Genomic DNA, 22,652 nt, shown 5'->3' on the forward strand with positions numbered 1-22,652 from the left:
GATGCCGCATCGGGGAACCGGCTCCTTCGGCAAGACCTTGCCCCCACCTTCCCGACCTTCGGTCGGGCCCCTTCCTCCCCCGCCGGAGGGGAGGGCGGAATGATGAGCGCATATGGCCCCTCCCTCTCCCGGCGCGGGAGAGGGCCTCGACAAGCCTGATCACGCTCGGAGGGCCCATGGCCGTGACCGTTCCCCCCAAGCTCCGGTTGGCCGGGCGCCGCCTGCTGCAGGCGGTGCCGGCCCTCCTGGGCATCATCGTCATCACCTTCCTGCTGACCCGGGCGCTGCCCGGCGATCCCGCGGTCTATTTCGCCGGGCCGGCGGCGGACGCGGCGTCGATCGCCGAGATCCGCCGCCAGCTCGGCCTCGACCGCAGCCTGCCGGTGCAGTTCCTGGCCTACGTGCAGGACCTGGCGACCGGCGACCTCGGCACCTCCATCTCCACCGGCCAGCCGGTGCTGACGGAGATCCTCACCCGGCTGCCGGCCTCGCTGGAGCTCACCCTGCTGGCCCTCGTCATCGCCGTGGCGGTGGCGGTGCCGCTGGGCATCCTCGCGGCGACCCGGCCGGACAGCTGGATCGACCATCTCTGCCGCTTCGTCGTCACCGCCGGCGTGTCGCTGCCCACCTTCTTCACCGGGCTGGCGCTGGTCTACGTCTTCTACTACCTCGCGGGCTGGGCGCCGGCCCCGATGGGGCGGCTCGACATCATCGCATTGCCGCCGGAGCCGGTGACCGGCTTCTACCTGATCGACGCGCTGCTCGCCGGCGACACCGAGGCGGCGGCCAGTGCCGCGGCGCACCTGGTGCTGCCGGCGGTGACGCTGGCGCTGTTCACCTTGGCGCCGATCGCCCGCATGACGCGGGCCTCCATGCTGCAGGCGCTGGGCAGCGAGTTCATCCGCACCGCCCGCGCCGCCGGCCTGTCGCGCCGCCGCGTGCTGGTGACCTACGCCCTGCGCAACGCCCTGCTGCCGGTCGTCACCACGCTCGGCATGGTGTTCTCCTTCGCGCTCGGCGCCAACGTGCTGGTGGAGAAGGTGTTCGCCTGGCCCGGCATCGGCTCCTACGCGGTCGAGGCGCTGGTGGTGTCGGACTACGCCGCGGTGCAGGGCTTCGTGCTCACCATGGCGCTGCTGTTCGTGGCGCTCAACCTGGTGATCGACCTGCTCTACACGCTGATCGACCCGCGCCTGGGTCTGGAGGGCTGAGCCATGGCCATGCCGCTTCCCGTCGCCGCCGCCGCGCCGCGCGCCCTGTGGCGCAGCGGCTTCGCCCGCCACCTGCGCCACGTCGTCGCCAGCAACCCGATCACCGCCGTCGCCTTCGCCCTGTTCCTGGCGATCGTCGCGGCGGCCCTGTTCGGGCCGGCGCTGGTGCCCTACGACCCGCTGACCACCGACGCGGCGGCGGCGCTGCAGCCGCCGTCCTGGGAGCACTGGTTCGGCACCGACCAGCTCGGGCGCGACGTGTTCTCGCGCGTCGTCGTGGCGGCGCGCCTCGACCTCGCCATCTCGGTGGCGGCGGTGGCGCTGTCCTTCGTCGCCGGCTCGGTGCTCGGCGGGCTGGCCGGCTTCTACGGCGGCTGGACCGACCGGGTGGTGGGCCGGGCGCTCGACACCATCATGGCCTTTCCCCTCTTCGTGCTGGCCATGGGCATCGTCGCCGCGGCGGGCAACACGGTGGAGAACATCGTCTACGCCACCGCCGTCATCAACCTGCCCTTCTACGCCCGCATGGTGCGCGCCGAGGTCAACGTGCGGCGCGAGGCCGGCTTCGTCCAGGCGGCGCGGCTGTCGGGCAACGGCTCCCTGCGCATCCTCGCCTTCCAGCTCTTCCCCAACGCCCTGCCGCCGATGATGGTGCAGGTGTCGCTCAACATGGGCTGGGCCATCCTCAACGCCGCCGGCCTCTCCTTCATCGGGCTGGGCGTGCGGCCGCCGACCCCGGAATGGGGGATCATGGTGGCCGAGGGCGCCAACTTCATCGTCTCGGGCGAATGGTGGCTGGCCCTCTTCCCCGGTGCCGCCCTGATGCTCGCCGTCTTCACCTTCAACCTGCTGGGCGACGGGCTGCGCGACCTCGTCGACCCGCAGCGCCGCACCTGAGGAGCGCCGTCCCATGACCTCCGTGCCCCTGCTCGACGTCCGCGACCTCACGGTGGAGTTCGCCACCCGGCGCGGCACCGTGCGCGCCATCGAGACCGTGTCCTTCGCCGTCGCCAAGGGCGAGACCGTGGGGATCGTCGGCGAGTCCGGCTCCGGCAAGTCGGTCACCTCCTACGCCGTGCTGCGCATCCTCGACCGCGCCGGGCGCATCGCCGGGGGCTCGATCGTCTTCGGCGGCGTCGACCTGCGCGGTGCCCGCGAGCGCACCATGGCCGAGATGCGCGGGCGCGAGATCTCCATGGTCTTCCAGAACCCGCGCGCCGCCCTCAACCCGATCCGCCCGGTCGGCCGGCAGATCGAGGACGTGCTGATCGAGCACGGGCTGGCGGTGCCGGCCACCGCCAGGGAGCAGGCGGTGGAGGCGCTGCGCGCCGTCCGCATCGCCGATCCCGAGGCGCGCTACCACGCCTACCCGTTCGAGCTGTCGGGCGGCATGTGCCAGCGCATCGTCATCGCCATCGCGCTGGCCTGCCGGCCGCAGCTGCTGATCGCCGACGAGCCGACCACCGGCCTCGACGTCACCACCCAGAAGGCGGTGATGGACCTGATGGTCGAGCTGACCCGCGCGCGCGGCATGTCGGTGGTGCTGATCACCCACGACTTGGGCCTCGCCGCCGCCTACTGCGACCGCATCGTCGTCATGGAGAAGGGGGCGGTGGTGGAGAACGCCCCGGCGGCCGAGCTGTTCGCAGCACCCAAGCACCCCTACACCCGGCGCCTGCTGCGCGCCACCCCGCGCCTCGACTCCGACGTCCGCGACCTGCTGCCCGACCCGCCGCCGGCGGCGGTGCCGGCGCCGGCGCCTGGGGGACGGCCGCTCCTGGAGGTGCGCGACCTCGTGAAGGCGTTCCCCGGCCGCCACGGGGCGGCGCCGTTCCGCGCCGTCGACGGCCTCTCCTTCACCGTCCACGAGGGCGAGAGCCTGGGGCTGGTGGGCGAGAGCGGCTGCGGCAAGTCGACCACCTCGGCCATGGTGATGCGCCTCCTCGACCCGACCGCCGGCGCCATCCGCTTCGCCGGCGAGGACGTCGGCGCCGTGCCGGCCGACCGCTTCGCCCGACACCCGCTGCGCGGCAAGCTGCAGATGGTCTTCCAGGACCCCACCGACAGCCTCAACCCGCGCTGGACGGCGTTCCGCTCCATCGCCGACCCGCTGTTCCGCATGGCCGGGCTGGGCCGCGCCGCGGCGCGCGCCCGGGCCGAGGAGCTGGCGCGCCGGGTCGGCCTGCCGCTCGACCTGCTCGACCGCTTCCCGCACCAGCTCTCGGGCGGCCAGAAGGCGCGCGTCGGCATCGCCCGCGCGATCGCGCTCGACCCCAAGCTCGTCATCCTCGACGAACCGACCGCGGCACTCGACGTATCCGTGCAGGCGGTGGTATTGAATCTCCTGGCCGACCTCAAGGCGGAGCTGGGCATGAGCTATCTCTTCATCAGCCATGACCTCAACGTCGTGCGCCTGATCTGCGACCGCGTCATGGTGATGCGCGCCGGGCGCATCGTCGAGGAGGGGACCGCCGAGCGCATCCTGCACGCGCCGTCCGATCCCTACACCCGGGCGCTGCTCGACGCGATTCCCCATCCGCCGCCCGCGGCCGCAGCATGAGCGATCGCAGCATGAGCGACCGCAGGCGGCCGCTGCTGCGGGCCGGGACGACGGTGGACCAGATGGTCCAGGTGCTGGCCGACGAGATCGTCCGCGGCATCCTGCCGCCCGGCGGGAAGCTGGACGAGGGCGGCCTGGCCGAGCGGTTCGGGGTGTCGCGCACGCCGGTGCGCGAGGCGCTGCGCCAGCTCTCCACCATGGGGCTGGCCGAGCGGCCGCCCAACCGGCGGGCGGTGGTGGGCGCCATCACCGACGAGCGGCTGAGCGAGATGTTCGACGCCATGGGCGAGCTGGAAGGGGTGTGCGCCGGCCTCGCCGCCCGGCGCATGACCGCCGCCGAGCGCCGGGCGCTCGACGCCCTCCACCAGGGCTCCGCCGCCTTCGTGCGCGACGGTGCGCGCGCGGCGTACGAGGAGGTCAACGTGCGCTTCCACACCCTGCTCTACGACGGCGCGCACTGCGGCTACCTCCGCGACTTCGCCGCCGCCACCCGCACCCGCCTGGCGCCCTTCCGGCGCGCCCAGTTCCGCGTCGACGGCCGCCTCGCCAAGAGCTGGGACGAGCACGACGCCATCGTCACCGCCATCCTGCGCGGCGACGCCGCCGCCGCCACCGCCGCCGCCCGCGCCCACGTCCTCACCGTCGGCGTCGCCAGCGCCACCTTCCTCACCGTCCACCGCACGGCGGTGGCGGTCTGATACGCCCTCCCCCGGCGCCGCCGGGGGAGGGTCGGGGTGGGGGCAAGGTATTGCGCACGCCTGCATCGCGCCGTCCGGCGTTCGGCATCCTTGCAGGACCAAGCCCCCACCCGGCGCCTTCGGCACCACCCTCCCCCGCCAGGGGCGGAGGAGGGCAAGCTCGTGCATGACAGCCCTTCTTTGTTCGCGCGAACAACAGTTCGCGCGGCTCCCAATGGGTCTTGCCTCGAGCACCGTATCTGGTATACGGTATAGCCAATGTCAGGGTATGGCGCGAACCCAGCGTGCCGCGACCGGCTGAACGCCGTTCCGTCCACCCGATAAGGACGAAACCGTTTCAACCCGGAACGTGTCGAGCGAGTGCCGCTCCGGGGAAAACTCGAGCATCCGAAAGGGAGTGAAGAGCATCATGAGCAAGCCACTCGAGGGGATTAAGATCATCGACTTCACCCACGTGCAGGCCGGTCCGGCGTGCACGCAGCTGTTGGCTTGGTTCGGCGCCGATGTGATCAAGGTCGAGCGGCCGGGCGCCGGCGACGTGACGCGCACCCAGCTCCGCGACATCGAGGACGCGGACGCCCTGTACTTCACGATGCTGAACAGCAACAAGCGGTCGATCACCCTCGACACCAAGACTCCGCAGGGCAAGGAAGTCCTGACCAAGCTCATCCGGGAGTCGGACGTCCTCGTCGAGAACTTCGGGCCGGGCGCGCTCGACCGCATGGGCTTCACCTGGGCCCACATCAACGAGCTGAACCCGGGCATGATCGTCGCGTCGGTGAAGGGCTTCTCCGACGGCCACCACTACGAGGACCTCAAGGTCTACGAGAACGTGGCCCAGTGCGCCGGCGGTGCCGCCTCGACCACCGGCTGGTGGGACGGCCCCCCGACCGTCAGCGCCGCCGCCCTCGGCGACAGCAACACCGGCATGCACCTGGCCATCGGCATCCTGACCGCGATCATCGGCCGCCAGAAGACCGGCAAGGGCCAGAAGGTCGCCGTGTCCATGCAGGACGCCGTGCTCAACCTGTGCCGCGTCAAGATGCGCGACCAGCAGCGCCTGGAGCGCGTCGGCTACCTCGAGGAGTACCCGCAGTACCCGCACGGCGAGTTCTCCGACGTGGTGCCGCGCGGCGGCAACGCCGGCGGCGGCGGCCAGCCGGGCTGGGTGCTGAAGTGCAAGGGCTGGGAGACCGATCCCAACGCCTACATCTACTTCACCATCCAGGGCCACGCCTGGGCGCCGATCTGCAAGGCGCTGGGCCGCGAGGAGTGGATCGACGATCCCGCCTACAACACCGCGCGCGCCCGCCAGGACAAGATCTTCGACATCTTCGCGACGATCGAGGACTGGCTGAAGGACAAGACCAAGTACGAGGCGGTCGACATCCTGCGCAAGTACGACATCCCGTGCTCGCCGGTGCTGTCGATGAAGGAACTCGCCGAGTGCCCGTCGCTGCGCAAGAGCGGCTCGATCGTCGAGGTCGAGCACAAGCAGCGCGGCAAGTACCTGACGGTCGGCAGCCCGATCAAGTTCTCCGACCTCAAGGTCGAGATCACCGGGTCGCCGCTGCTGGGCGAGCACACCGACGAGGTCCTGGCCCAGCTCGGCTACACGCCGGAGCAGATCGCCGAGATGCACGCCGCCAAGGCGGTCTGATCGCGCTCTCCCGCCGCGCCACCGCGGCGGTGCGGCAAAAAGGAAACGGCGCCCGGAATCCGGGCGCCGTTTTCTTTTGCGCTGCGGCATAAGCCCGCGTCCCGCCTTACCCACCCCTGCCGAACGTGTTAGGCTTTCCGGGTTGGTGCGGTCTGGGTGGAGAGCGCGATGGCGTGGCCTGCGTCCCCGGGCGAGCCGGTTCGTCGCGTCGCCGCGCGGGCTGCCGGGAAACCGGCGGACGGCCGGCGTGTTGTCCTCTCGGGGCGCCCCTTCCGCCGCGCCCGGATCCCCGTGCATTTCCGTCAGACGAGCCAATGGAGGTTCGCATGATCTCGCCGACTTCGGTGAACTGGACGACGCTCACGACCTTGCGGGCCACGCCGGGCTCCGCCACCCAATTGCTGCCGGCGTCGCTGATCTCCATCATCCGCGCCACCAAGCTGAAGCCGATCGTCGTCCGCCCGGCGCTCGAGGAGCTGATCGAGCAGGGCTACGTCCGCGAGTACCAGACCCGCTACGGCCGCGAGTACGCGCGCACCCCGCGCGGCGACGAGCGCCTGCGCGAGGTCAAGGAGTGGCTGCGCTGAGCCGCCGGCCGGCGCGCACCGCCATCGCTGTCGTCATCCTGCCTTCGTCGGCGGCCGGGCGCACCGTCGCCACCGTCTTCGCCGCCCCCGTCACGCCGTCACGCCGTCACGCCCGCAGTTCGCCCCAGCGCTGATCGCCGCCCGGCAGGGCCGCGCGGCCGCGGTAGAGTCCGGCGATCAGGTCGGACTGGGTGACGATGCCCACCAGCCGCCCCGCCTCGTCGATCACCGGCACGTGGTGCAGCCCCTCGTCCGACAAGGTCGCGACGAGACCGGTGATGGGATCGTCCGTCCGCGCCGTACGGACGGGCGCGGTCATCAGCTCGCCCGCGGTCTGCGCCGCCACCGCCAGCCCGTCGGCGGGCGTGACGATGCCGATCACCCGCCGCTCCCCGTCGATCACCGGGATCGCCTTGATGCGGTGCCGGTGCAGCAGGTCCCAGACGCGCGCGGCGCGGGTCTCCGGAGCGACGGCGACGACGTCGCGCGACATGATGTCGGCGCACCGCACCGTGCCGAAACGGCGCTGGTAGGCGCGCGCCTCCGCCTCCCGGAACAGCATCTCGAGGTCGTCGCGGTCGATGTCGATGACCTCGTTGTGGGCCTTCAGCACCGCGTCGACATCGGCCATGGTGAGGCCGACCCGCTCACCCGGCGCCGGGTCCGAGGTGGCGTGCGACGCCTTGGGCGCGATCGCCGCGACGTGGGGATAGGAGCGGCCGGTGAGGTTGTTGAAGAGGAGCGCCATGACCAGCAGCAGCACGGAGTTGAGGGCCACCGGCGCCAGGACGAAGGCGTAGCCCTGCGCCGCCACCGCCGGCCCGCCGAGCACGGCGGTGAGCGCCACGGCGCCGCTCGGCGGGTGCAGGCAGCGCAGCGGGAACATCAGGGCGATGGCGAGCGACACCGCGACGGCCGCCGCCAGGGTCGGGTCGCCGATCCAGCGCGCGCAGGTCACCCCGACCAGGGCGGCGACGAGGTTGCCGCCGATGATCGACCAGGGCTGGGCCAGCGGGCTCGCCGGGGCGGCGAACAGCAGCACCGAGGACGCCCCCATCGGCGCGATCAGCAGCGGCAGAACCGCCGCCGATCCCGCCAGGGTGCCGCTCAGCCACGCCGTCGCCAGCAGGCCGAGCAGGGCGCCGCAGCAGGCGCGCAGCCACTCCCGGCGGTCGACGGTGGGCGGCGACGGCAGGAAGCGGCGCAGCCAGGCGGCCGTCCGGTGGGGCCGCTGGCTGGGGTCGGCGGTCGTCACGTCGTGCATCTCCGCGGAAAGGGCCATGGATGTTCGCGCTGCCCACGACCCTAACGCGGTGGGCGGAAAACATTTACGTCTGATGAATCAATTTGCGCAATGCGGAAAATTTGGGCAGTGGTCCGCCCAATCGCTGGGCGCATGGCCAGGAGCGCGATCCCCCCGGCCGTGGCACGCCGGCGCGCCGGACGGGGCTGTACGCCGGGCCGCCGGGATGCTATGCGAGTCGGTGCGGCGGCGGCGCAGCGATCCCACCGGAGGCCGGCCCATGACGGAACTGAAGCTCAACCTCGGGTGCGGCGACCGGAAGCTCCCGGGCTACGTCAACGTCGACAAGTACGACACCTTCGCGCCCGACATGGTCGTCGACCTGGAGGCGACGCCGTGGCCCTTCGCCACCGACGGCGTCGCCGAGATCCGGCTCATCCACGTCCTCGAGCACCTCGGCCAGACCACCGCGGTCTTCCTCGACATCATGAAGGAGATGTACCGGGTGTGCCGGAACGGGGCGCGCATCGTCATCAAGGTGCCGCACCCGCGCAGCGACGGCTTCCTCGGCGACCCGACGCACGTGCGGCCCGTCACCCCGGCGGTCCTGTCGCTGTTCTCCAAGGAAGCGAACCGCGTTTTCATCGAGCGCGGCTGGCCGAACACCCGGCTGGCCATGCAGCTCGACGTCGATTTCCGGACGGTGTCGGTCGACCACCGGCTGACGGAGATCTGGTACCGCAAGCTGCAGTCCGGCGCGATCACCCAGGACGGGCTGAACGAGGCCGCGGCCATCTACAACAACGTCGTCGACGAGATCTCCATCGAGCTGGAGGTCGTGAAGCCGGACGCCGGACGCCGCTGACCGGCGCCCGCGCGGCGGGCGCCGGCGCCCCCGTCATTTCACCCGGCTCATTGCGCCCGGCTCATTGCGCCTGGGTGGTGCGCAGGATGGACCCGCAGGCGATGCGGTCGCCCGAGGCGCCGGCGGGGTCGGTGCGGTAGTCGTCGGGGCCGGAGTGCAGGACCAGCGCGGTGCCGCCCTGGGGGAACAGGCTGTTGGCGCCGGTGCCGAGGCTGACCGCGTCGCTCAGGATGTCGGCGTTGGCGCGGCCGTCCTGGCCGACGAAGACGTTGGGCAGGTCGCCGGCGTGGCGGCCGCCCGGCGCCATCAGGCCGTGCTTCTCGTTGCCGGGGTTGAAGTGGCCGCCGGCCGACTTGAAGTCGGGCGGCTCGCAGGCGCCCTTCTGGTGGATGTGCAGCCCGTGGGTGCCGGGCGGAACGTTCTCCAGGCGCACCTGGACCAGCACGCCGGCCGGGGTCTCGACGAAGGCGGCGCTGCCCATGGCCTTGCCGTCGGGGCCGGCGAGATTGGCGGTGGCCAGCGCCTGGCCGCCGGGCGCGTCGGGCAGCGGCGCCAGGGCGGCGCCGCCCTGGCCGCCGCCCTGGGCGTGGGCGGCGGTGGCGCCGAGGGCGGCGAGCAGGGCGGCGGCGAAAAGAGCGTGTCGCATGGGGGGTCCTCCCGGTCGTCGGTGCGTTCCTAGAGCGGGATCACTCCAGGTGGAATCACCTGGAGTGATCCCGCTCCAAATTCAATTGGCTACAGCAAGATCGCGTCTGGTCGGTCCGACCAAACGCGATCTTGCTGTAGGGAAACGCCGGACGGCGCCGTGCGTTGCGCCGCGGCGGCCGGCCCGGCGATTTTTCCGCATCCCGTGCACGCTACGCTGCACCGCGGGGCACCTTTGGCGTCGCCGCGTGTTCCTGATGGGACAGAACCGCGTCCGCCCCGCCGGGGCGCGACCGACATCGGGAGAGGAGTCGATGGTTGCAACGATGCGCCCGTTCCTGGTGGCGTCCGCGGCCGGCCTGCTGATCGCCGGCGGCACGGCCGCCGCGGAGACGACCGTCCAGCCGCAGGACAGCGGCTTCGCGGTCTCCGTCATCGGCAGCAAGGAGGGCATGGAGCCGCAGGCCTTCGCCACGGCGGTGGTCGAGTCCCTGCCCGAGGAGCTGCGCGACCCCAAACGCAACTTCACCACCCACGAGTCCTTCGACCCGGGCAAGAGCTACCGTCTGGTGATCGCCTTCCACGACGCCGAGGCCAACGTCACCGCCGACCTCTGCCGGCCCGACACGGAGGCGGCGCGGACGGCCGAGCGGGCCGACGCCGACTTCGAGAGCATGGCCTCGACGGTGGGCGTCGCCGCCGCCCTGTGCGAGGGCGACCGGGCGCTCAGCACCAGCGCCAACCGCTCGGTCGGGCGGGTGCAGCCGGGCGACCTGTCCTTCGGCTTCCTGGTCTCCGACACGGTGAAGGACCTGTTCCCCGACGGCTTCGCCGTGCTGCCGCAGGGCCGCGGCGACACCGACCGCACCTTCGGCAGCACCGTCGGCACCGACGAGTCGGACTGAGCGCGCGCGATGGGGTCTGGCGGGGCCGCCAGCTCGTGCCCCTGCCGCCCGCGTCGCCTCAGACGCGCCGGCCGTCGTCCGCGGTTCGTCCGCCGTGCTGCCGCCCGTTCTCCCGGGCGATCTCCCCGGCCAGGGCGCGCGTCGCCTCGGAGCGGGACCGCCGGCCGATCCGGACGACATAGGCGATCGCCGGCGGCGGATCGAAGAGGTGGTCGATCACCTCCATCCCCGCCGTCACGTGACGCGCGTTGAGGAGCGCCACGCCGAGGCCGGCCTGGATGCCGGACACCATCCCGGCCACGCTTGCGCATTCCAGCACCGTGACGAAGCCGGCGCCGCGCGGCGCCACCATGTCCATCGCCCACTTCCTGTAGAAGCACCGGCCGTCGAAGGCGAGGAACGGGACCGGGCGGGTTTCATCGAGCCGCAGGTCCGCCGACTTCACCCAATGCAGCGCGTCTTCGAACAGGACGATGTCGGCGGGATGCGGCGCGTGCTTGAACCGCTGCATCACGGCGAGGTCGATCTCGCCGGATTCGAGCTCCGCCTCGAGCGTCAGGCTCTGGCCGACGTGGGTGTGGACGGCGACGTCCGGATGCAGCCGTGCAAAGCGTCCCAGGATGGTGGACAGGCCGCCGCTGATGACGTCCTCGGTCATGCCGAGCCGGATGCGCCCCGTCAGGGGGCTGGTCGCGAGGCTCGCGACGGCTTCGTCGTGCAGCGACAGGATGCGGCGCGCGTAGGCGAGCAGGGTCTCCCCGTCCCCGGTGAAGACCGGGCCGCCCGGGCGGCGCGCCAGAAGCGGACGCCCGATGTGCTCTTCGAGGCGCTTGATCTTGTGCGACACGGCGGACTGGGACAGCGACAGGCGAGCGGCCGCGCGCGTCACCCCGCCATGATCCGCGATGGCGCAGAGCGCCTGAAGTGCGTCGATGTCCAGCCGGTGGCTCATGACGCCGGTTTTACATGACGGATATCGATGGATCAATGAAGCAAATCCATTTGCGTCATGGGGCCCGCCGCTCCAGCTTTCGCCGTGACAGCAGGAAGGAGCCACGCCATGAACGCCCTTGCCACACGCCACGTCGTGATCAACGGAAGCCGCATCGCGCACGGCGTCCACGGAGACGGCACGCCCGTGGTGCTGCTGCACGGAACCCCGTCCTCCTCGCTCATCTGGCGCGACGTCGTGCCCCATCTGACGCGCGCCGGCTACAGGGCGCACGTCTTCGATCTTCTCGGCTACGGCCTTTCCGAGCGGCCGCACGCCCCCGACGTGGACACCTCGATCACGGGGCAGGTCGCGATCCTGGAAGGTCTGCTCGACCACTGGGGTCTGGAAACGACGCACCTCGTCGCCCACGACATCGGCGGCGGCATCGCGCAGCGCTTCGGCGTCTTCTCGCCCCACCGCCTGCGCTCGCTCACCATGATCGACACGGTGAGCTTCGACAGCTATCCGTCCCAGCGCACCCGGCAGCAGATGGAGCAGGGGCTGGAGGCGATGGCGAGGCGGCCGGAGGCCGAACACCGGGCGCATTTCCGCGCGTGGCTCCTCAGCGCCGTGCACGACGGGCGGCGTCTCGGCGCGGGGGCGCTGGACACGTATCTGGACTACATCTGCGGTCCGATCGGCCGGCCCAGCCTGTTCCAGCACCAGGTGCGCCACTACGACCCGAAGCACACGATGGAGATCGCCGACCGCCTGCCCGCGTTGGGCGCGCTGCCGGTGCAGCTGATCTGGGGCGCCGACGACGCCTGGCAGACGGTGGACTGGGCCCACCGCCTGCACGCCGCGATCCCCGGCTCCGAGCTCACCATCCTCAAGGATTGCGGGCATTTCGCGATGGAGGATCAGCCCGAGGAGATCGCCCGGCTGCTGCTCCGGTTCCTCGGGCGGCACACCGCGGCGTAGCGCCCGCGCGTCACCCGGCCCGGCCCCTCCGCCGGGCCGTCACGGGCCGCCGGTCTCGCCGTAGGCCTTCGCCCAGCCCCACGCCCCGGCGCCGTAGCCGCGCGCGGCGACGCGCTCGCGGTAGATCGCGGCGACGACCTCGGCGTCGCCCGCCAGCAGCGCCTTGGTCGCGCAGAACTCGGCGCACAGCGGCAGCTTGCCCTCGGCGAGGCGGTTGCGCCCGTAGAGCCGCAGCGCCGCCTGCGGATCGCCGGTGTCGGGACCGCCGTTGCAGAAGGTGCACTTGTCCATGGCGCCGCGGCGGCCGAACGTCCCCGACTGCGGGAAGCGGGGCACGCCGAACGGGCAGGCCGGCAGGCAGTAGCCGCAGCCGATGCAGCGCTCCTTGTCGTGCAGCACCACGCCGTCGGCGGTCTGGTGGATGGCGTTGACCGGGCAGACGCCGAGGCAGGGCGGATCGGCGCAGTGCATGCAGGACAGCGACAGGCTCCGCTCCCCCGGCTTGCCGTCGTTGCGGGTGACGACGCGGCGGCGGTTGGTGCCCCAGGGCAGCTCGTGCTCGTTCTTGCAGGCGGTGACGCAGGCGTTGCATTCGATGCAGCGGTCGCTGTCGCAGAGGAAGACCATGCGCGCCATGGTGCGCTCCTCAGCCGGCGCCGAGCCCATCGGGCCCGCCGGTCCGGTCGGCGACGGCCGGGCGGGCCGGCTCCGGCTCCTCCCGCAGGCCGGCCTTGAACGCCCTCACCCCCTTGGCGAGATCGCCCATGACGCCGGGCAGCTTGCCCGCGCCGAACAGCAGCAGGACGATCGTCAGCACGACGAGCCAGTGCAGCACGCTGAAGCTTCCCATGACCGAACTCCCTCCTGGCGCGGCCCTCAGCCGCCCGTGACGTGGATCGAGCGCCGGACGGCCGCGGCGCGCCCGACGGCGAAATCGTGGCCCCGGGGCTTGCGCCGGACGGCGGCACGCACCGCCTCGGCCAGCGCGCCGTCGTCGCCGCCGGCGCGCAGCGGCGTGCGCAGGTCGGCGGCCCCGTCCTGGCCGAGGCACAGGCAGAGCGCGCCGGTGCAGGTGAGGCGCACGCGGTTGCACGCCTCGCAGAAGCTGTGGGTGAGCGGGGTGATGAAGCCGACCCGCCGGCCGGTCTCGGCCACCGTGACGTAGCGGGCGGGGCCGCCGGAGCGGTGGTCGCTGTCCTCCAGCGTCCAGCGCGCCGCCAAGGTGCGGCGCACCTGGCCCAGCGGCAGGTACTGGTCGTGGCGGCCGCTGCCGCCCAGCGGCATGACCTCGATGAAGGTGAGGTCGAAGCCGCGCTCGCCGCACCACGCCACCAGGCGGTGGACCTCGTCGTCGTTGACGCCCTTCAGGGCCACCGTGTTGATCTTGACGGCCAGCCCGGCGCCGCGCGCCGCCTCCAGCCCCTCCAGCACCTTGTCCAGCTTGCCCCAGCGGGTGATGGCGGCGAACTTGTGCGGGTCGAGCGTGTCCAGCGACACGTTGATCCGCCGCACGCCGGCCTCCGCCAGGCCGCCGGCGTGCTTGAACAGCATCGCGCCGTTGGTGGTCAGGGTCAGTTCGTCGAGCGCGCCGCTGCGCAGGTGCCGGCCGAGGGCGCGCACCAGGGTCATCACCCCGGGCCGCACCAGCGGCTCGCCGCCGGTGAGGCGCAGCTTGCGCACGCCGAGCGCCACGAAGACGCCGCACAGGCGGTCGATCTCCTCCAGGGTCAGCACCTCGGCCCGCGGCAGGAAGCTGACGTCGTCCGCCATGCAGTAGTGGCAGCGGAAATTGCAGCGGTCGGTCAGCGACACCCGCAGGTAGGACACCGTCCGGCCGCAGCCGTCGACCAGGGCCGGCCCGGTGCCCGGTGGCGCCGAACGCGATGGCGGTTTCTCGTCCATGATGCACCGGATGGCGGGGGCGGGAACGGGGGCGGGGAGGTCAGCGGGTGGTGATGTTGCCGAGCCGGTCGAGGCCGATGTTGACGACGATGCCGGAGCGCTCGGCCTTGCCGCGCCAGATGCCGTCCTCCTCCAGCACCAGGTCGGCGATGTTGGAGAGGCCGGCGCGCAGCAGCCAGCGGCGGGCCTGCGCCTCGGTGAAGGCGGTGGCGCCGGGCTCCAGCGGAGCGGTGTCGATCTTCGGCGGGTTGGCCGGATCGAAGACCGGCGCGGCCGGCGTCTGGGCGACGGCGGCGCCGGCCGTCGCCAGGGCGAGCAGCAGGGCGGTGACGGTCGTGCGGACCATGGTCGTCTCCTTGGTGAATCCCCTGGGCGCGGGCGGGCGCGGCGGTCCACCGGCCGCCGCGCCCGCCGTTGCCGGTTACGCGTTGGCGGGGGTGTCGAACACCGTCACCTTGGGCGCGGTCCCGCTGTACTTCTCGACCTCCACCAGGCAGGTGTGGGCCGACGTCGCCTGGGCCAGGCGGGAGGTCCCGATGTCCGGCGTCAGCACGTTGGGGTCGCCGTTCTTGCACAGGGTGTTGGGGTCGGCGATGTCGACCGGGTCGTACCAGGCGCCTTCCTGGAGCTGGACGACGCCGGGGCGGATGTCGTCGGTGACCACGGCGCCGGCCAGGCACTGGCCGCGGTCGTTGAACAGCCGCACCACGTCACCCGAGGCGATGCCCCGGGCCGCGGCGTCCCGGGTGTTGATCAGGCAGGGCTCGCGGCCGGCCACCTCGTAGATCGCCCGCACCCGGGTGCCGTTGAGCTGGGAATGCATGCGGTGGGTGGGGTGGTTGGAGTTGAGGTGGAGCGGATGGCGCTTGTCCTTGCCGCCCAGCCATTCCGCCGGCTCCAGCCACGAGGCATGCGGCGGGCAGTCGTCGTAGCCCATCTTCTCGATCGGCTTGGAGTAGATCTCGATCCGGCCCGTCGCCGTCGGCAGCATGTTGACCACCGGGTCCTCGCGGAAGTCGGCGTACTTCACCCAGCGCTTGTTCTTCTCCGGGATCTCGAACTCGATGATGCCCTTCTCCCAGAACTCCTCGAAGCTGGGCAGCATCACCGACTTCTTGGCGTCGGCCGTCTTCTTCGCCGCGGCGTAGACGTCGCGGACCATGTCCATCTCGCTCTTGCCGCCGGTGAACTCCTGGCCGACGCCGAGGCGATCGGCGAGCTCGGAGAAGATGGCGTAGTCGGTGCGCGCCTCGAAGACCGGCTCGACCAGCTTCTTCATGGCGACGTAGGCGCGCTTGGAGATGGTGCCGACCATCTCGATGTCGTCGCGCTCCGCCGTCGTCGCCGCCGGCAGCACGATGTCGGCGAAGCGGGCCGAGGCGGTCCACTGGAAGTCCTGGACGATGACGGTCTCGAACTTCTTCCAGGCCTGCCGCATGCGGTTGCGGTCCTGGTGGTGGTGGAACGGGTTGCCGCCGACCCAGTAGGTCAGCTTGACGTCGGGGTAGAGGTGGGTGGCGCCGTTGTGCTCGTAGGGCTTGCCGGGGTTCTCCAGCATGTCGACGACGCGGGCGACCGGGATGACCTTGGCACCCTTCTCGGCCGGCCAGGGCTTGGTCTCCTTGCGGGTGCCGCCGGACATGCTGGGGGCGAGCGCCGGCGCCGCCGAGGACGGCGAGCCCTGGCTGTAGAGGTGGTAGTTCTGGCAGAAGCCGCCGCCGGGCAGGCCGACCTGGCCGACCATGGAGGCAAGCGTGACGAACGCCCACGGCCACTGCTCGCCGTGGTGCTGGCGCTGGCAGCTCCAGCCGCTCACCAGCATGGTGCGGTTCTCGACGAACTGGTGGGCCAGCCGGCGGATGACGTCGGCCGGGATCTCGGTGAGCTCCGCCGCCCATTCCGGCGTCTTCTCCACCTTGTCCCAGCCCTTGCCCAGGAGATACTCGGCGAACGGCTCGAAGCCGTAGGTGCAGTTCTCGATGAAGTCGGCGTCGTACAGCTTCTCCGTCAGCAGCACGTGGCAGATGCCGAGCGCCAGGGCGACGTCGGAATTGGGCCGGATGGCCAGCCACTCGCCGTCCAGGAACTTGCAGGCGTCGAGGTGGATCGGGTCGATGAAGATCGCCTTGATGCCGGCCTTCTTCATGTCCTCGAACCACTTGTACTCCTCGTGGTCGGGCAGGGCGAAGGCGATCTGGTTGGTCTTGAACGGGTCGGAGCCCCAGAAGACGATCAGCTTGGTGTTCTCGACGACCGACTGGTAGGTGGTCTGCGGGCCGGCCGCGTCGATCGAGCCGACGACGTAGGGCATGATGCCCTCCAGCGCCGCCTTGGAGTAGTTGCTCGAGCTGTAGACGGCACCGCCGCTCAGGTTCATCAGGCGGGTCAGCATGATCTGCGGGTTGCCGATCTCGCCCGAGCTGCGCCAGCCGTAGCTGCCGGCGTAGACCGCCCAGGGGCCGTCCTGGTCCTGCAGCCGCTTGATCTCGCCGGCGACGAGGTCGAGCGCCTTGTCCCAGGAGACGCGCACGAAGTCGTCGGAGCCGCGGCTGTCGCGCTCGGCGGCCGGTCCCTTCTCCAGGTAGGCGCGGCGCACCATGGGATAGCGGATGCGGCTCGGCGAGTAGACGACGTCCTGCACGCCGTCGAGCGCCTGGTTGGGGTGATAGTCCTTCTCCCACGGGCGCAGGCTGACGAAGCGGCCGTCCTCCACCGTGGCGTAGAAGGCGCCCCAGTGGGAGCCCGTCAGGATCTCCTTGGCGCCGCCCGCGGCGAGGGCGCGCGTGGCCCCGGCCGGCAGCATGGCGCCGGCGGCGCCGAGCGCCGCGAGGGACGACGTGACGCTGAGGAAGCGCCGACGTGACAACGAGTACGTGTCCAACATCCTACCTTCTCCTCTCCTGGCGCGGCGGAGCCCGCTCGGGGCCGCCGCGTCCCATGTCGTTGGTGTGCGTGCGCCGCGCCCGGCGGTCCCGGCTCAGGCCGGGGACGGGGCGGCGCCGGATTCGCCGGCGGCCAGCAGAGCGGCGAGGACGCCGGCCGCCTCGGCGTAGAATCCCGTGCCGTCGTGCAGCCGGCAGGCCGCCGCGAAGGCGGGGACCCAGCGGCGCAGCCGCGCCAGCAGCGCCTCGGCGGTCGCCGTGTCCTCGGCCCCCGGCAGCCGCAGGGCGTCCTCGAGCAGGGCGAGCTCGATCACCAGATGGTCGGGGGCCTCGGGGAACCCGTCGGCCGCCCGCCGGTCCCGCCGCCGCAGCAGCGCCGCCATCTCGCCGGCCGGCTCCTGGTAGAGGCGGCCGCTGCCGCGGTAGGCCGATTCGTAGGGAGCGGCCGTCATCCGCCCGCCGGCGCCGAGGAAGAGGCGGCAGAACTCCCGGTTCAGCCGCGACACCGCGACCGGCGTGTCGCCGAGGCGGCGGACGATCGCCGCGGCCTCCTCGACGCCCGGCCGCAGGACGGGAACGGCGGCCAGCGGGGCGAGGGCGCCGCGGTCGACCGGCCGGCGGACCGCCGCGACGTCCCGCTCGTCGAGCGGGGCGCCGAACAGCGCGGCGAGGACGGCGACCGCGTCGGCCATGACGGCGGCGGCGAGGGGAGCGGGGATGGGGGCCGCGATAGGGGCCGCAATGGGAGCCGGGGCGGGGGCGGGGTGGGGCATGGCGGTCGGGCCTCGTTGACGGGCGGGCGGCGGGCGCGGCGGCTCACGAGCCGTGCGGCGCCATGTCCTTGGCGTTGAGCTGGTAGTAGGTCTGCAGGAAGCGGACGTCCTCGGCGCTCAGCGCGGTGCCGTCCTTCATGTCCTTGATGATGCCCATCCACTGGTTGGCCGGGAAATGGCCGGCCTGGGGCTGGCTGTGGCAGGCGCCGCAGGCGGCGCTGGCCATCTCGGCACCGTAGTCCAGCAGCCCGGCGCGGTCGGCGGTGAAGGCCGCCGCCTTGACCCAGCCGGTCACGCGGCCCGGCTGCCACGACAGCTCGGTGTCGGGATCGACCTGGGCCTCGCCCAGGGCGACGGTCTCCGCCACCTTCGGCGACATGCTGACCTCGAAGATGCGGCGGCCCATGGCGGCGACCAGCAGGCGGTTGACGCCGTCCTGCACCCAGCCGGCGACCTCGACCTTGAGCAGGTCGCCCTGACGCTCGACGACCTTGACCTGGGTGAGCGGGAAGACGCTGCCGTCGGCCTTGACGCCGTCAGCCGGCGGCTCGGCGAAGAACTCGGCGGTCTCCATGGCGAAGAGCGTATCGGCCTTGGCGCTCCTGGCCGCCGCATCGGCCTTGAGGCCGGCGATCATCTCGCGGTAGCCGCTCGACATGTCGGGGAGCTTGTGGGCGATGCCCTTGTGGCAGGAGATGCAGGTCTCGCCCTTGGCGAAGCCCTTCTGCATCTGGTCGGCCGCCTTCGGGCGCTGCTTGTGGAAATCCATGGCCTGCGGGGAATGGCAGCCGCGGCACTCCCGCGAGTCCGTCGCCTCCAGCTTCGCCCACACCCGCTTGGCCAGGTGCAGGCGGTTCTTCTCGAACTTCTCGGGCGTGTCGAGGGTGCCGAGCAGGGTGTGCCACACGTCCTTCGCCGCCATGGCCTTGGCCAGCAGCTTCGGCCCCAGCGCCTTGGGCACGTGGCAGTCGGCGCACACCGCGCGCACGCCCGAGGCGTTCTTGAAGTGCGGCGAGTTCTGGTACTCCTGGTAGACCGTCGATTCCATCGAGTGGCAGGAGATGCAGAACTCCAGCGAGTTGGTCTTTTCCAGGACGACGGAAAAGGCACCCCAACCCGCCAGGGCGGCGCCGGCGGACACGACCACCGCGACGGCGACCGTGCCCATTCCCACCGGCTTCCTCAGCCAATTCCGCAGTCTTGCAACCCGTGCAAGCATTGCTCTTCTCCTGTTCCATCGCCTCAAAGAGGGCTTGCTGAAACAGGGGATATCCGCTCAATGTGAACGCAGTTCCGTGGAGTTGCGAACAGGATATTAACAGGACGATATGCCGCAGCCGGCCCCGGAGGTTTTATGAGTACGAATATTCATCTCGTCATTGTCGACGACGAGCCGGTTGCTCGCGAATCACTTGCAGCGTACCTGGAGCGCGAAGGGTTCGAGGTGACGGCCGTGGAGGATGCGGCCGGGCTGCGGGCGGTCCTGCAGGCGCGGCCGGTCGACCTCGTGCTCCTGGACATCCGCCTGCCCGGCGAGGACGGGCTGGCCATCATGCGCGCCCTGCGCGCCCAGTCCGACCTGCCGGTCATCTTCGTGACCGGCCGCGGCGAGGAGATCGACCGGGTGCTCGGTCTGGAGCTGGGAGCCGACGACTACGTCACCAAGCCGTTCTCCCAGCGCGAGCTGCTCGCCCGCATCCGCACCGTCCTGCGCCGCACCGTCGACGCCCCCCGGCTGGAGCGCAACAACCTGGTGCGGCACTTCGCGGGGTGGACCCTCGACCTGGCGCAGCGCTGCCTGACCTCGGCCGCGGGGGACGAGGTGCGGCTGACCCGCGGCGAGTTCGAGCTGCTGTCCGCCCTGGTCCGCCATCCCGGCCATGTGCTGTCGCGCGACGCCCTGCTGGACGAGATCACCCACCGCGACGCGGCGCCCAACGACCGCACGGTCGACGTGCTGATCGCCCGCCTGCGCCGGAAGATCGAACCGGACCCGGCCGAACCGCGGCTGATCGTCACGGAGCACGGGGTGGGCTACCGCTTCGCCGGTCCCGTGCGCTGAGCACGCCGCGCCAGGCGCGCTGCACCGCCGCGACGGCGCCGGGCGCGGCGGCGGCGATGGCGGCGGCGGCGCGCCGGACCGCCGCGCCGTCGCCGGCGGCGCCCGCCCGTTCGCCGTCGCGCGCCAGCCGCGCCAGCCGGTGCAGCCCGAGCTGGCCGGCGGCGCTCTTCAGGCGGTGGGCGGCCTCGGCGAAGGCCGCGGCGTCGCCCGCCGCGGCGGCCCGGGCCGCCTCCGCCAGCAGGGGCGGCGTGGTGCGGACGAAGAGCTCGACGATGAAGCCCGTCTTGGCCGCGCCGAGGTCCTCCAGGCGCTCCTCCAGCAGCGAGCGGCGGCCCCCCGGCGGCGCCGCGGCGGCGCCGTCCTCCTCGTCGTCCGCGGCGGCGCCGGTGGCGTCCGCCAGCACGCGCAGCAGCTCGTCGCGGCGGAACGGCTTGCGCAGGATGTCCGTCATGCCGGCGGCGAAGCATTCGTCCGCCCGCTCGGCGGCGACGTCGGCGGTGAGGGCGACGATCGGCACCTCGCAGCGGGTGGCGTGGGGCAGGGCGCGGATGCGCCGGGCCAGCCCGATGCCGTCGAGGCCGGGCATGGCGAGGTCGGTCATCACCAGGTCGTAATCGGCCTCGGCGGCCAGGGCGAGGGCGGCGGCGCCGTCGGCGGCGTGGACGACGGCGTGCCCCAGGCGCCCCAGCATGGCGGTGACCACCGCCGCGTTGACCGCGTTGTCCTCCGCCAGCAGCACCGACAGCCGCGGCAGCGGGGCGGCGCCGGCCGCCGGCGGCGGCACCGCCGCCGGCAGCACCGGGAAATCCAAGGTCAGGGTGAAGGCGCTGCCGCGGTCGACGATGCTGACCACCGACAGGCTGCCGCCCATCGCCTCGACGATGCGCTTGCAGATGGCGAGCCCCAGGCCGGTGCCGCCGTAGCGCCGGGTGATCGAGGAGTCGCTCTGGGTGAAGGCGTCGAACACGTGCGCCAGGGCGTCGGGGGCGATGCCGATGCCGGTGTCCGAGACGCGGAATTCCAGCCGCGCCCGGTCCGCCCCGCCGTCCCCGTCGAGGCGGCGGACCGCCAGCACGACCTCACCGGCGTGGGTGAACTTCACCGCGTTGCCCAGCAGGTTCAGCAGCACCTGGCCGAGCTTTGCCGGGTCCCCGGCAAGACGGGCGGGCAGGGGCCGGCACGCGCAGCGGAAGGCCAGCCCCTTGCCGGCGGCCTGCGGCGCCACCGTCGCCTCCAGGGTGCGCACCACCTCCTCGGGGCTGAAGGGGATGGATTCCAGCTCGAGCCGCCCCGCCTCGATCTTGGAATAGTCGAGGATGTCGTTGAGGATCGCCAGCAGCAGCGCGCCGGAGCCGGTGATGGCGTCGAGCCAGCGCCGCTGCTCGGCCGACAGCGGGCTGTCGCGCAGCAGCTCGGCCATGCCGAGGATGCCGTTCAGCGGCGTGCGCACCTCGTGCCCCATGGTGGCGAGGAACGCCGACTTGGCGCGGCTCACCTCGTTGGCGCGCTCGATTTCCTTGGTGCGCGCCTCGTCGAGCAGGCGCTGCAGGTGCTGCGCCCGCAGCGCGCTGGTGCGCAGGTCCTCCAAGGCCCCGGCCATCGCCCCGATCTCGTCGGGGTGGCCGGTGGCGGGGACCGGGGTCGCGAACTCCTGGCGGGAGAGGCGGCCGATCGTCTCCATCAGCCGCGCCAGCGGGCGCGACAGGCGGCGGCGGACGGTGCGGATCGACAGCGCGCCCAGGAGCAGGCTGGCCGCCGCCAGGACGACCATGGCGGCGAGCAGCGCCGACGCCCGGGCCTTCAGGGTCTCGGCGCGCGCCACGGCGAGGTCGAGCGCATGGTTGCCGAGGGCGAGGATGGGGCCGTACGCGTCGGTGCACAGGTGCGACCAGTCGGCCGGGGCGATGGCCGGCGTCCCGGAGCCGTCGAGCCCGTAGACGATGTCGTCCATCCGCTTCTGCGCCGCCGCCGTGGCGGCGCGGCCCTGGCGCACATCCTCGACGAGCTGGGCCGGGGCGCCGGGGCGGTCGAGATGGAGGGCCAGCTCGTCCCACCGGCTGGTGTAGACGCCGACCCATTCCCGCCACGCCGCCATGCGGGCCCGGTCGAGCGGCTGGTTGCGCTGCACGTCCGGCCGCAGCGCCGAGCAGGGCTTGCCGAAATGGTCGCGGATGACGTAGGCGGAGCGACGGACGTACACCAGCTCGGCGATCTCCGGATCCAGCAGGCGCACGGTGTTGGCGACGGCGGTGGCGGCGGTGCCGAGCCGCTCGACCAGCGCGTACATCGCCATCAGCCAGCGTTCCGCCGTCGCCATGTCGCGTTCGCCCAGCGGCTGCTCCATCAGCGCGGCGATCAGCGAGCGCTGGCGCTGCAGGTCCTCGTAGGCGGCGCGCGCCGCGTCCTGCGCCGCGGCGCGGCCGGGCACCGCGGTGTCGGCCAGGGACTCCATCGCCGCGGCGAACAGGAGGTCGACCCGGTGGTTCGACGCCGCGACCGCGGCCTGGGGCTGCTCGTCCGACAGCACCGCCACGCCAGCCGCCCCGTTCTCGAAGCGGATGCCGGTCATGGCGTGGAACAGCACCCGGTCGGCCCGGGTCAGCACGACGATCCGCCCGGCGTCGGCGTAGGCCAGCCATTCCTGCCCCGCCAGCAGGAAGGTGACGGCGATCAGGGCGGAAATGGACGTCCATTGCAGGACGAGGACCAGTCTGGCCAGCGAATGTCCGAGCACGCCCCATCCC

General features: G+C 72.1%; 21 protein-coding genes. 10 read left to right on the top strand and 11 right to left on the bottom strand.

Features of this window, described 5'->3' with window-relative positions; genetic code table 11:
• The first annotated feature begins 176 nt into the window (after positions 1 to 176).
• The 6 genes from ACSBPG_RS09050 to ACSBPG_RS09075 all read left to right on the top strand — a co-directional run bounded on the left by ACSBPG_RS09050 (position 177) and on the right by ACSBPG_RS09075 (position 6,716).
• Positions 177 to 1,211: an ABC transporter permease gene (locus ACSBPG_RS09050; RefSeq protein WP_435536818.1), complete on the top strand. Its 1,035-nt coding sequence runs from the start codon at positions 177 to 179 to the stop codon at positions 1,209 to 1,211.
• A gap of 3 nt (positions 1,212 to 1,214) precedes the next feature.
• Positions 1,215 to 2,108, top strand: a complete 894-nt coding sequence (locus ACSBPG_RS09055; protein ID WP_435536819.1) for an ABC transporter permease — start codon at positions 1,215 to 1,217, stop codon at positions 2,106 to 2,108.
• 13 nt (positions 2,109 to 2,121) lie between these two features.
• Complete coding sequence (locus ACSBPG_RS09060; protein ID WP_435536820.1) at positions 2,122 to 3,771, top strand: dipeptide ABC transporter ATP-binding protein; 1,650 nt, start codon at positions 2,122 to 2,124, stop codon at positions 3,769 to 3,771.
• An 11-nt stretch (positions 3,772 to 3,782) separates the two neighbouring features.
• Positions 3,783 to 4,469, top strand: coding sequence for a GntR family transcriptional regulator (locus ACSBPG_RS09065; protein WP_435536821.1), 687 nt, complete (start codon positions 3,783 to 3,785; stop codon positions 4,467 to 4,469).
• A 409-nt stretch (positions 4,470 to 4,878) separates the two neighbouring features.
• Positions 4,879 to 6,129 (top strand): formyl-CoA transferase, encoded by a 1,251-nt coding sequence (gene frc, locus ACSBPG_RS09070; protein ID WP_435536822.1) that lies wholly within the window; start codon positions 4,879 to 4,881, stop codon positions 6,127 to 6,129.
• 326 nt (positions 6,130 to 6,455) lie between these two features.
• On the top strand, positions 6,456 to 6,716 hold the full coding sequence (locus ACSBPG_RS09075) for a hypothetical protein (RefSeq protein ID WP_435536823.1): 261 nt from the start codon (positions 6,456 to 6,458) through the stop codon (positions 6,714 to 6,716).
• A 106-nt stretch (positions 6,717 to 6,822) separates the two neighbouring features.
• On the opposite strand, the gene ACSBPG_RS09080 is transcribed toward ACSBPG_RS09075, so the two are convergent.
• On the bottom strand, positions 6,823 to 7,971 hold the full coding sequence (locus ACSBPG_RS09080; protein WP_435536824.1) for an HPP family protein: 1,149 nt from the start codon (positions 7,969 to 7,971) through the stop codon (positions 6,823 to 6,825).
• Positions 7,972 to 8,239: 268 nt separating this feature from the next.
• Between ACSBPG_RS09080 and ACSBPG_RS09085 the strand changes: the two genes are divergently transcribed.
• Positions 8,240 to 8,824, top strand: a complete 585-nt coding sequence (locus ACSBPG_RS09085; RefSeq protein ID WP_435536825.1) for a class I SAM-dependent methyltransferase — start codon at positions 8,240 to 8,242, stop codon at positions 8,822 to 8,824.
• Positions 8,825 to 8,885: 61 nt separating this feature from the next.
• On the opposite strand, the gene ACSBPG_RS09090 is transcribed toward ACSBPG_RS09085, so the two are convergent.
• On the bottom strand, positions 8,886 to 9,470 hold the full coding sequence (locus tag ACSBPG_RS09090; RefSeq protein ID WP_435536826.1) for a superoxide dismutase family protein: 585 nt from the start codon (positions 9,468 to 9,470) through the stop codon (positions 8,886 to 8,888).
• A gap of 313 nt (positions 9,471 to 9,783) precedes the next feature.
• Here ACSBPG_RS09090 and ACSBPG_RS09095 point away from each other — a divergent pair, with 313 nt between their 5' ends.
• Complete coding sequence (locus ACSBPG_RS09095) at positions 9,784 to 10,374, top strand: hypothetical protein (protein WP_435536827.1); 591 nt, start codon at positions 9,784 to 9,786, stop codon at positions 10,372 to 10,374.
• A gap of 58 nt (positions 10,375 to 10,432) precedes the next feature.
• Here ACSBPG_RS09095 and ACSBPG_RS09100 read toward each other — a convergent pair whose 3' ends face one another.
• On the bottom strand, positions 10,433 to 11,527 hold the full coding sequence (locus ACSBPG_RS09100) for a LysR family transcriptional regulator (RefSeq protein ID WP_435536828.1): 1,095 nt from the start codon (positions 11,525 to 11,527) through the stop codon (positions 10,433 to 10,435).
• On the opposite strand from ACSBPG_RS09100, the gene ACSBPG_RS09105 reads away from it, so the two are divergent.
• Complete coding sequence (locus ACSBPG_RS09105; protein ID WP_435536829.1) at positions 11,513 to 12,289, top strand: alpha/beta fold hydrolase; 777 nt, start codon at positions 11,513 to 11,515, stop codon at positions 12,287 to 12,289. The genes ACSBPG_RS09100 and ACSBPG_RS09105 overlap by 15 nt on opposite strands.
• Positions 12,290 to 12,328: 39 nt before the next feature.
• Here ACSBPG_RS09105 and fdh3B read toward each other — a convergent pair whose 3' ends face one another.
• From fdh3B to ACSBPG_RS09140, 7 genes are all read right to left on the bottom strand, one after another.
• Positions 12,329 to 12,925, bottom strand: coding sequence for a formate dehydrogenase FDH3 subunit beta (gene fdh3B / locus ACSBPG_RS09110; RefSeq protein ID WP_435536830.1), 597 nt, complete (start codon positions 12,923 to 12,925; stop codon positions 12,329 to 12,331).
• 10 nt (positions 12,926 to 12,935) lie between these two features.
• Positions 12,936 to 13,139, bottom strand: coding sequence for a twin-arginine translocase TatA/TatE family subunit (gene tatA / locus ACSBPG_RS09115; protein ID WP_435536831.1), 204 nt, complete (start codon positions 13,137 to 13,139; stop codon positions 12,936 to 12,938).
• Between the two features lie 26 nt (positions 13,140 to 13,165).
• A complete protein-coding gene (gene moaA, locus ACSBPG_RS09120; protein ID WP_435536832.1) occupies positions 13,166 to 14,191 on the bottom strand; it encodes a GTP 3',8-cyclase MoaA in 1,026 nt (341 codons plus the stop codon).
• Positions 14,192 to 14,231: 40 nt separating this feature from the next.
• Complete coding sequence (locus ACSBPG_RS09125; RefSeq protein WP_435536833.1) at positions 14,232 to 14,537, bottom strand: hypothetical protein; 306 nt, start codon at positions 14,535 to 14,537, stop codon at positions 14,232 to 14,234.
• A 75-nt stretch (positions 14,538 to 14,612) separates the two neighbouring features.
• Positions 14,613 to 17,075, bottom strand: a complete 2,463-nt coding sequence (gene torA, locus ACSBPG_RS09130) for a trimethylamine-N-oxide reductase TorA (protein ID WP_435536834.1) — start codon at positions 17,073 to 17,075, stop codon at positions 14,613 to 14,615.
• 93 nt (positions 17,076 to 17,168) lie between these two features.
• Positions 17,169 to 17,846, bottom strand: coding sequence for a molecular chaperone TorD family protein (locus ACSBPG_RS09135; protein WP_435536835.1), 678 nt, complete (start codon positions 17,844 to 17,846; stop codon positions 17,169 to 17,171).
• 43 nt (positions 17,847 to 17,889) lie between these two features.
• Entirely contained in the window at positions 17,890 to 19,014 is a 1,125-nt protein-coding gene (locus ACSBPG_RS09140; RefSeq protein WP_435536836.1) for a NapC/NirT family cytochrome c, read from the bottom strand.
• A 186-nt stretch (positions 19,015 to 19,200) separates the two neighbouring features.
• Here ACSBPG_RS09140 and ACSBPG_RS09145 point away from each other — a divergent pair, with 186 nt between their 5' ends.
• Positions 19,201 to 19,908, top strand: coding sequence for a response regulator (locus tag ACSBPG_RS09145; RefSeq protein WP_435536837.1), 708 nt, complete (start codon positions 19,201 to 19,203; stop codon positions 19,906 to 19,908).
• On the opposite strand, the gene ACSBPG_RS09150 is transcribed toward ACSBPG_RS09145, so the two are convergent.
• A complete protein-coding gene (locus ACSBPG_RS09150; protein ID WP_435536838.1) occupies positions 19,862 to 22,642 on the bottom strand; it encodes an ATP-binding protein in 2,781 nt (926 codons plus the stop codon). The genes ACSBPG_RS09145 and ACSBPG_RS09150 overlap by 47 nt on opposite strands.
• Between the last annotated feature and the right edge of the window lie 10 nt (positions 22,643 to 22,652).

Source organism: Azospirillum sp. ST 5-10 (assembly GCF_051225715.1).
Classification (GTDB): Bacteria; Pseudomonadota; Alphaproteobacteria; order Azospirillales; family Azospirillaceae; genus Azospirillum.

Excerpts from the sequence above, each read along its gene's own strand:
- ACSBPG_RS09050 (WP_435536818.1), top strand. The coding sequence starts at position 177 with ATGGCCGTGACCGTTCCCCCCAAGCTCCGGTTGGCCGGGCGCCGCCTG.
- ACSBPG_RS09055 (WP_435536819.1), top strand. The coding sequence starts at position 1,215 with ATGGCCATGCCGCTTCCCGTCGCCGCCGCCGCGCCGCGCGCCCTGTGG.
- ACSBPG_RS09060 (WP_435536820.1), top strand. The coding sequence starts at position 2,122 with ATGACCTCCGTGCCCCTGCTCGACGTCCGCGACCTCACGGTGGAGTTC.
- ACSBPG_RS09065 (WP_435536821.1), top strand. The coding sequence starts at position 3,783 with ATGAGCGACCGCAGGCGGCCGCTGCTGCGGGCCGGGACGACGGTGGAC.
- frc (WP_435536822.1), top strand. The coding sequence starts at position 4,879 with ATGAGCAAGCCACTCGAGGGGATTAAGATCATCGACTTCACCCACGTG.
- ACSBPG_RS09075 (WP_435536823.1), top strand. The coding sequence starts at position 6,456 with ATGATCTCGCCGACTTCGGTGAACTGGACGACGCTCACGACCTTGCGG.
- ACSBPG_RS09085 (WP_435536825.1), top strand. The coding sequence starts at position 8,240 with ATGACGGAACTGAAGCTCAACCTCGGGTGCGGCGACCGGAAGCTCCCG.
- ACSBPG_RS09090 (WP_435536826.1), bottom strand. The coding sequence starts at position 9,470 with ATGCGACACGCTCTTTTCGCCGCCGCCCTGCTCGCCGCCCTCGGCGCC.
- ACSBPG_RS09095 (WP_435536827.1), top strand. The coding sequence starts at position 9,784 with ATGGTTGCAACGATGCGCCCGTTCCTGGTGGCGTCCGCGGCCGGCCTG.
- fdh3B (WP_435536830.1), bottom strand. The coding sequence starts at position 12,925 with ATGGCGCGCATGGTCTTCCTCTGCGACAGCGACCGCTGCATCGAATGC.
- tatA (WP_435536831.1), bottom strand. The coding sequence starts at position 13,139 with ATGGGAAGCTTCAGCGTGCTGCACTGGCTCGTCGTGCTGACGATCGTC.
- moaA (WP_435536832.1), bottom strand. The coding sequence starts at position 14,191 with ATGGACGAGAAACCGCCATCGCGTTCGGCGCCACCGGGCACCGGGCCG.
- ACSBPG_RS09125 (WP_435536833.1), bottom strand. The coding sequence starts at position 14,537 with ATGGTCCGCACGACCGTCACCGCCCTGCTGCTCGCCCTGGCGACGGCC.
- torA (WP_435536834.1), bottom strand. The coding sequence starts at position 17,075 with ATGTTGGACACGTACTCGTTGTCACGTCGGCGCTTCCTCAGCGTCACG.
- ACSBPG_RS09135 (WP_435536835.1), bottom strand. The coding sequence starts at position 17,846 with ATGCCCCACCCCGCCCCCGCCCCGGCTCCCATTGCGGCCCCTATCGCG.
- ACSBPG_RS09140 (WP_435536836.1), bottom strand. The coding sequence starts at position 19,014 with ATGGGCACGGTCGCCGTCGCGGTGGTCGTGTCCGCCGGCGCCGCCCTG.
- ACSBPG_RS09145 (WP_435536837.1), top strand. The coding sequence starts at position 19,201 with ATGAGTACGAATATTCATCTCGTCATTGTCGACGACGAGCCGGTTGCT.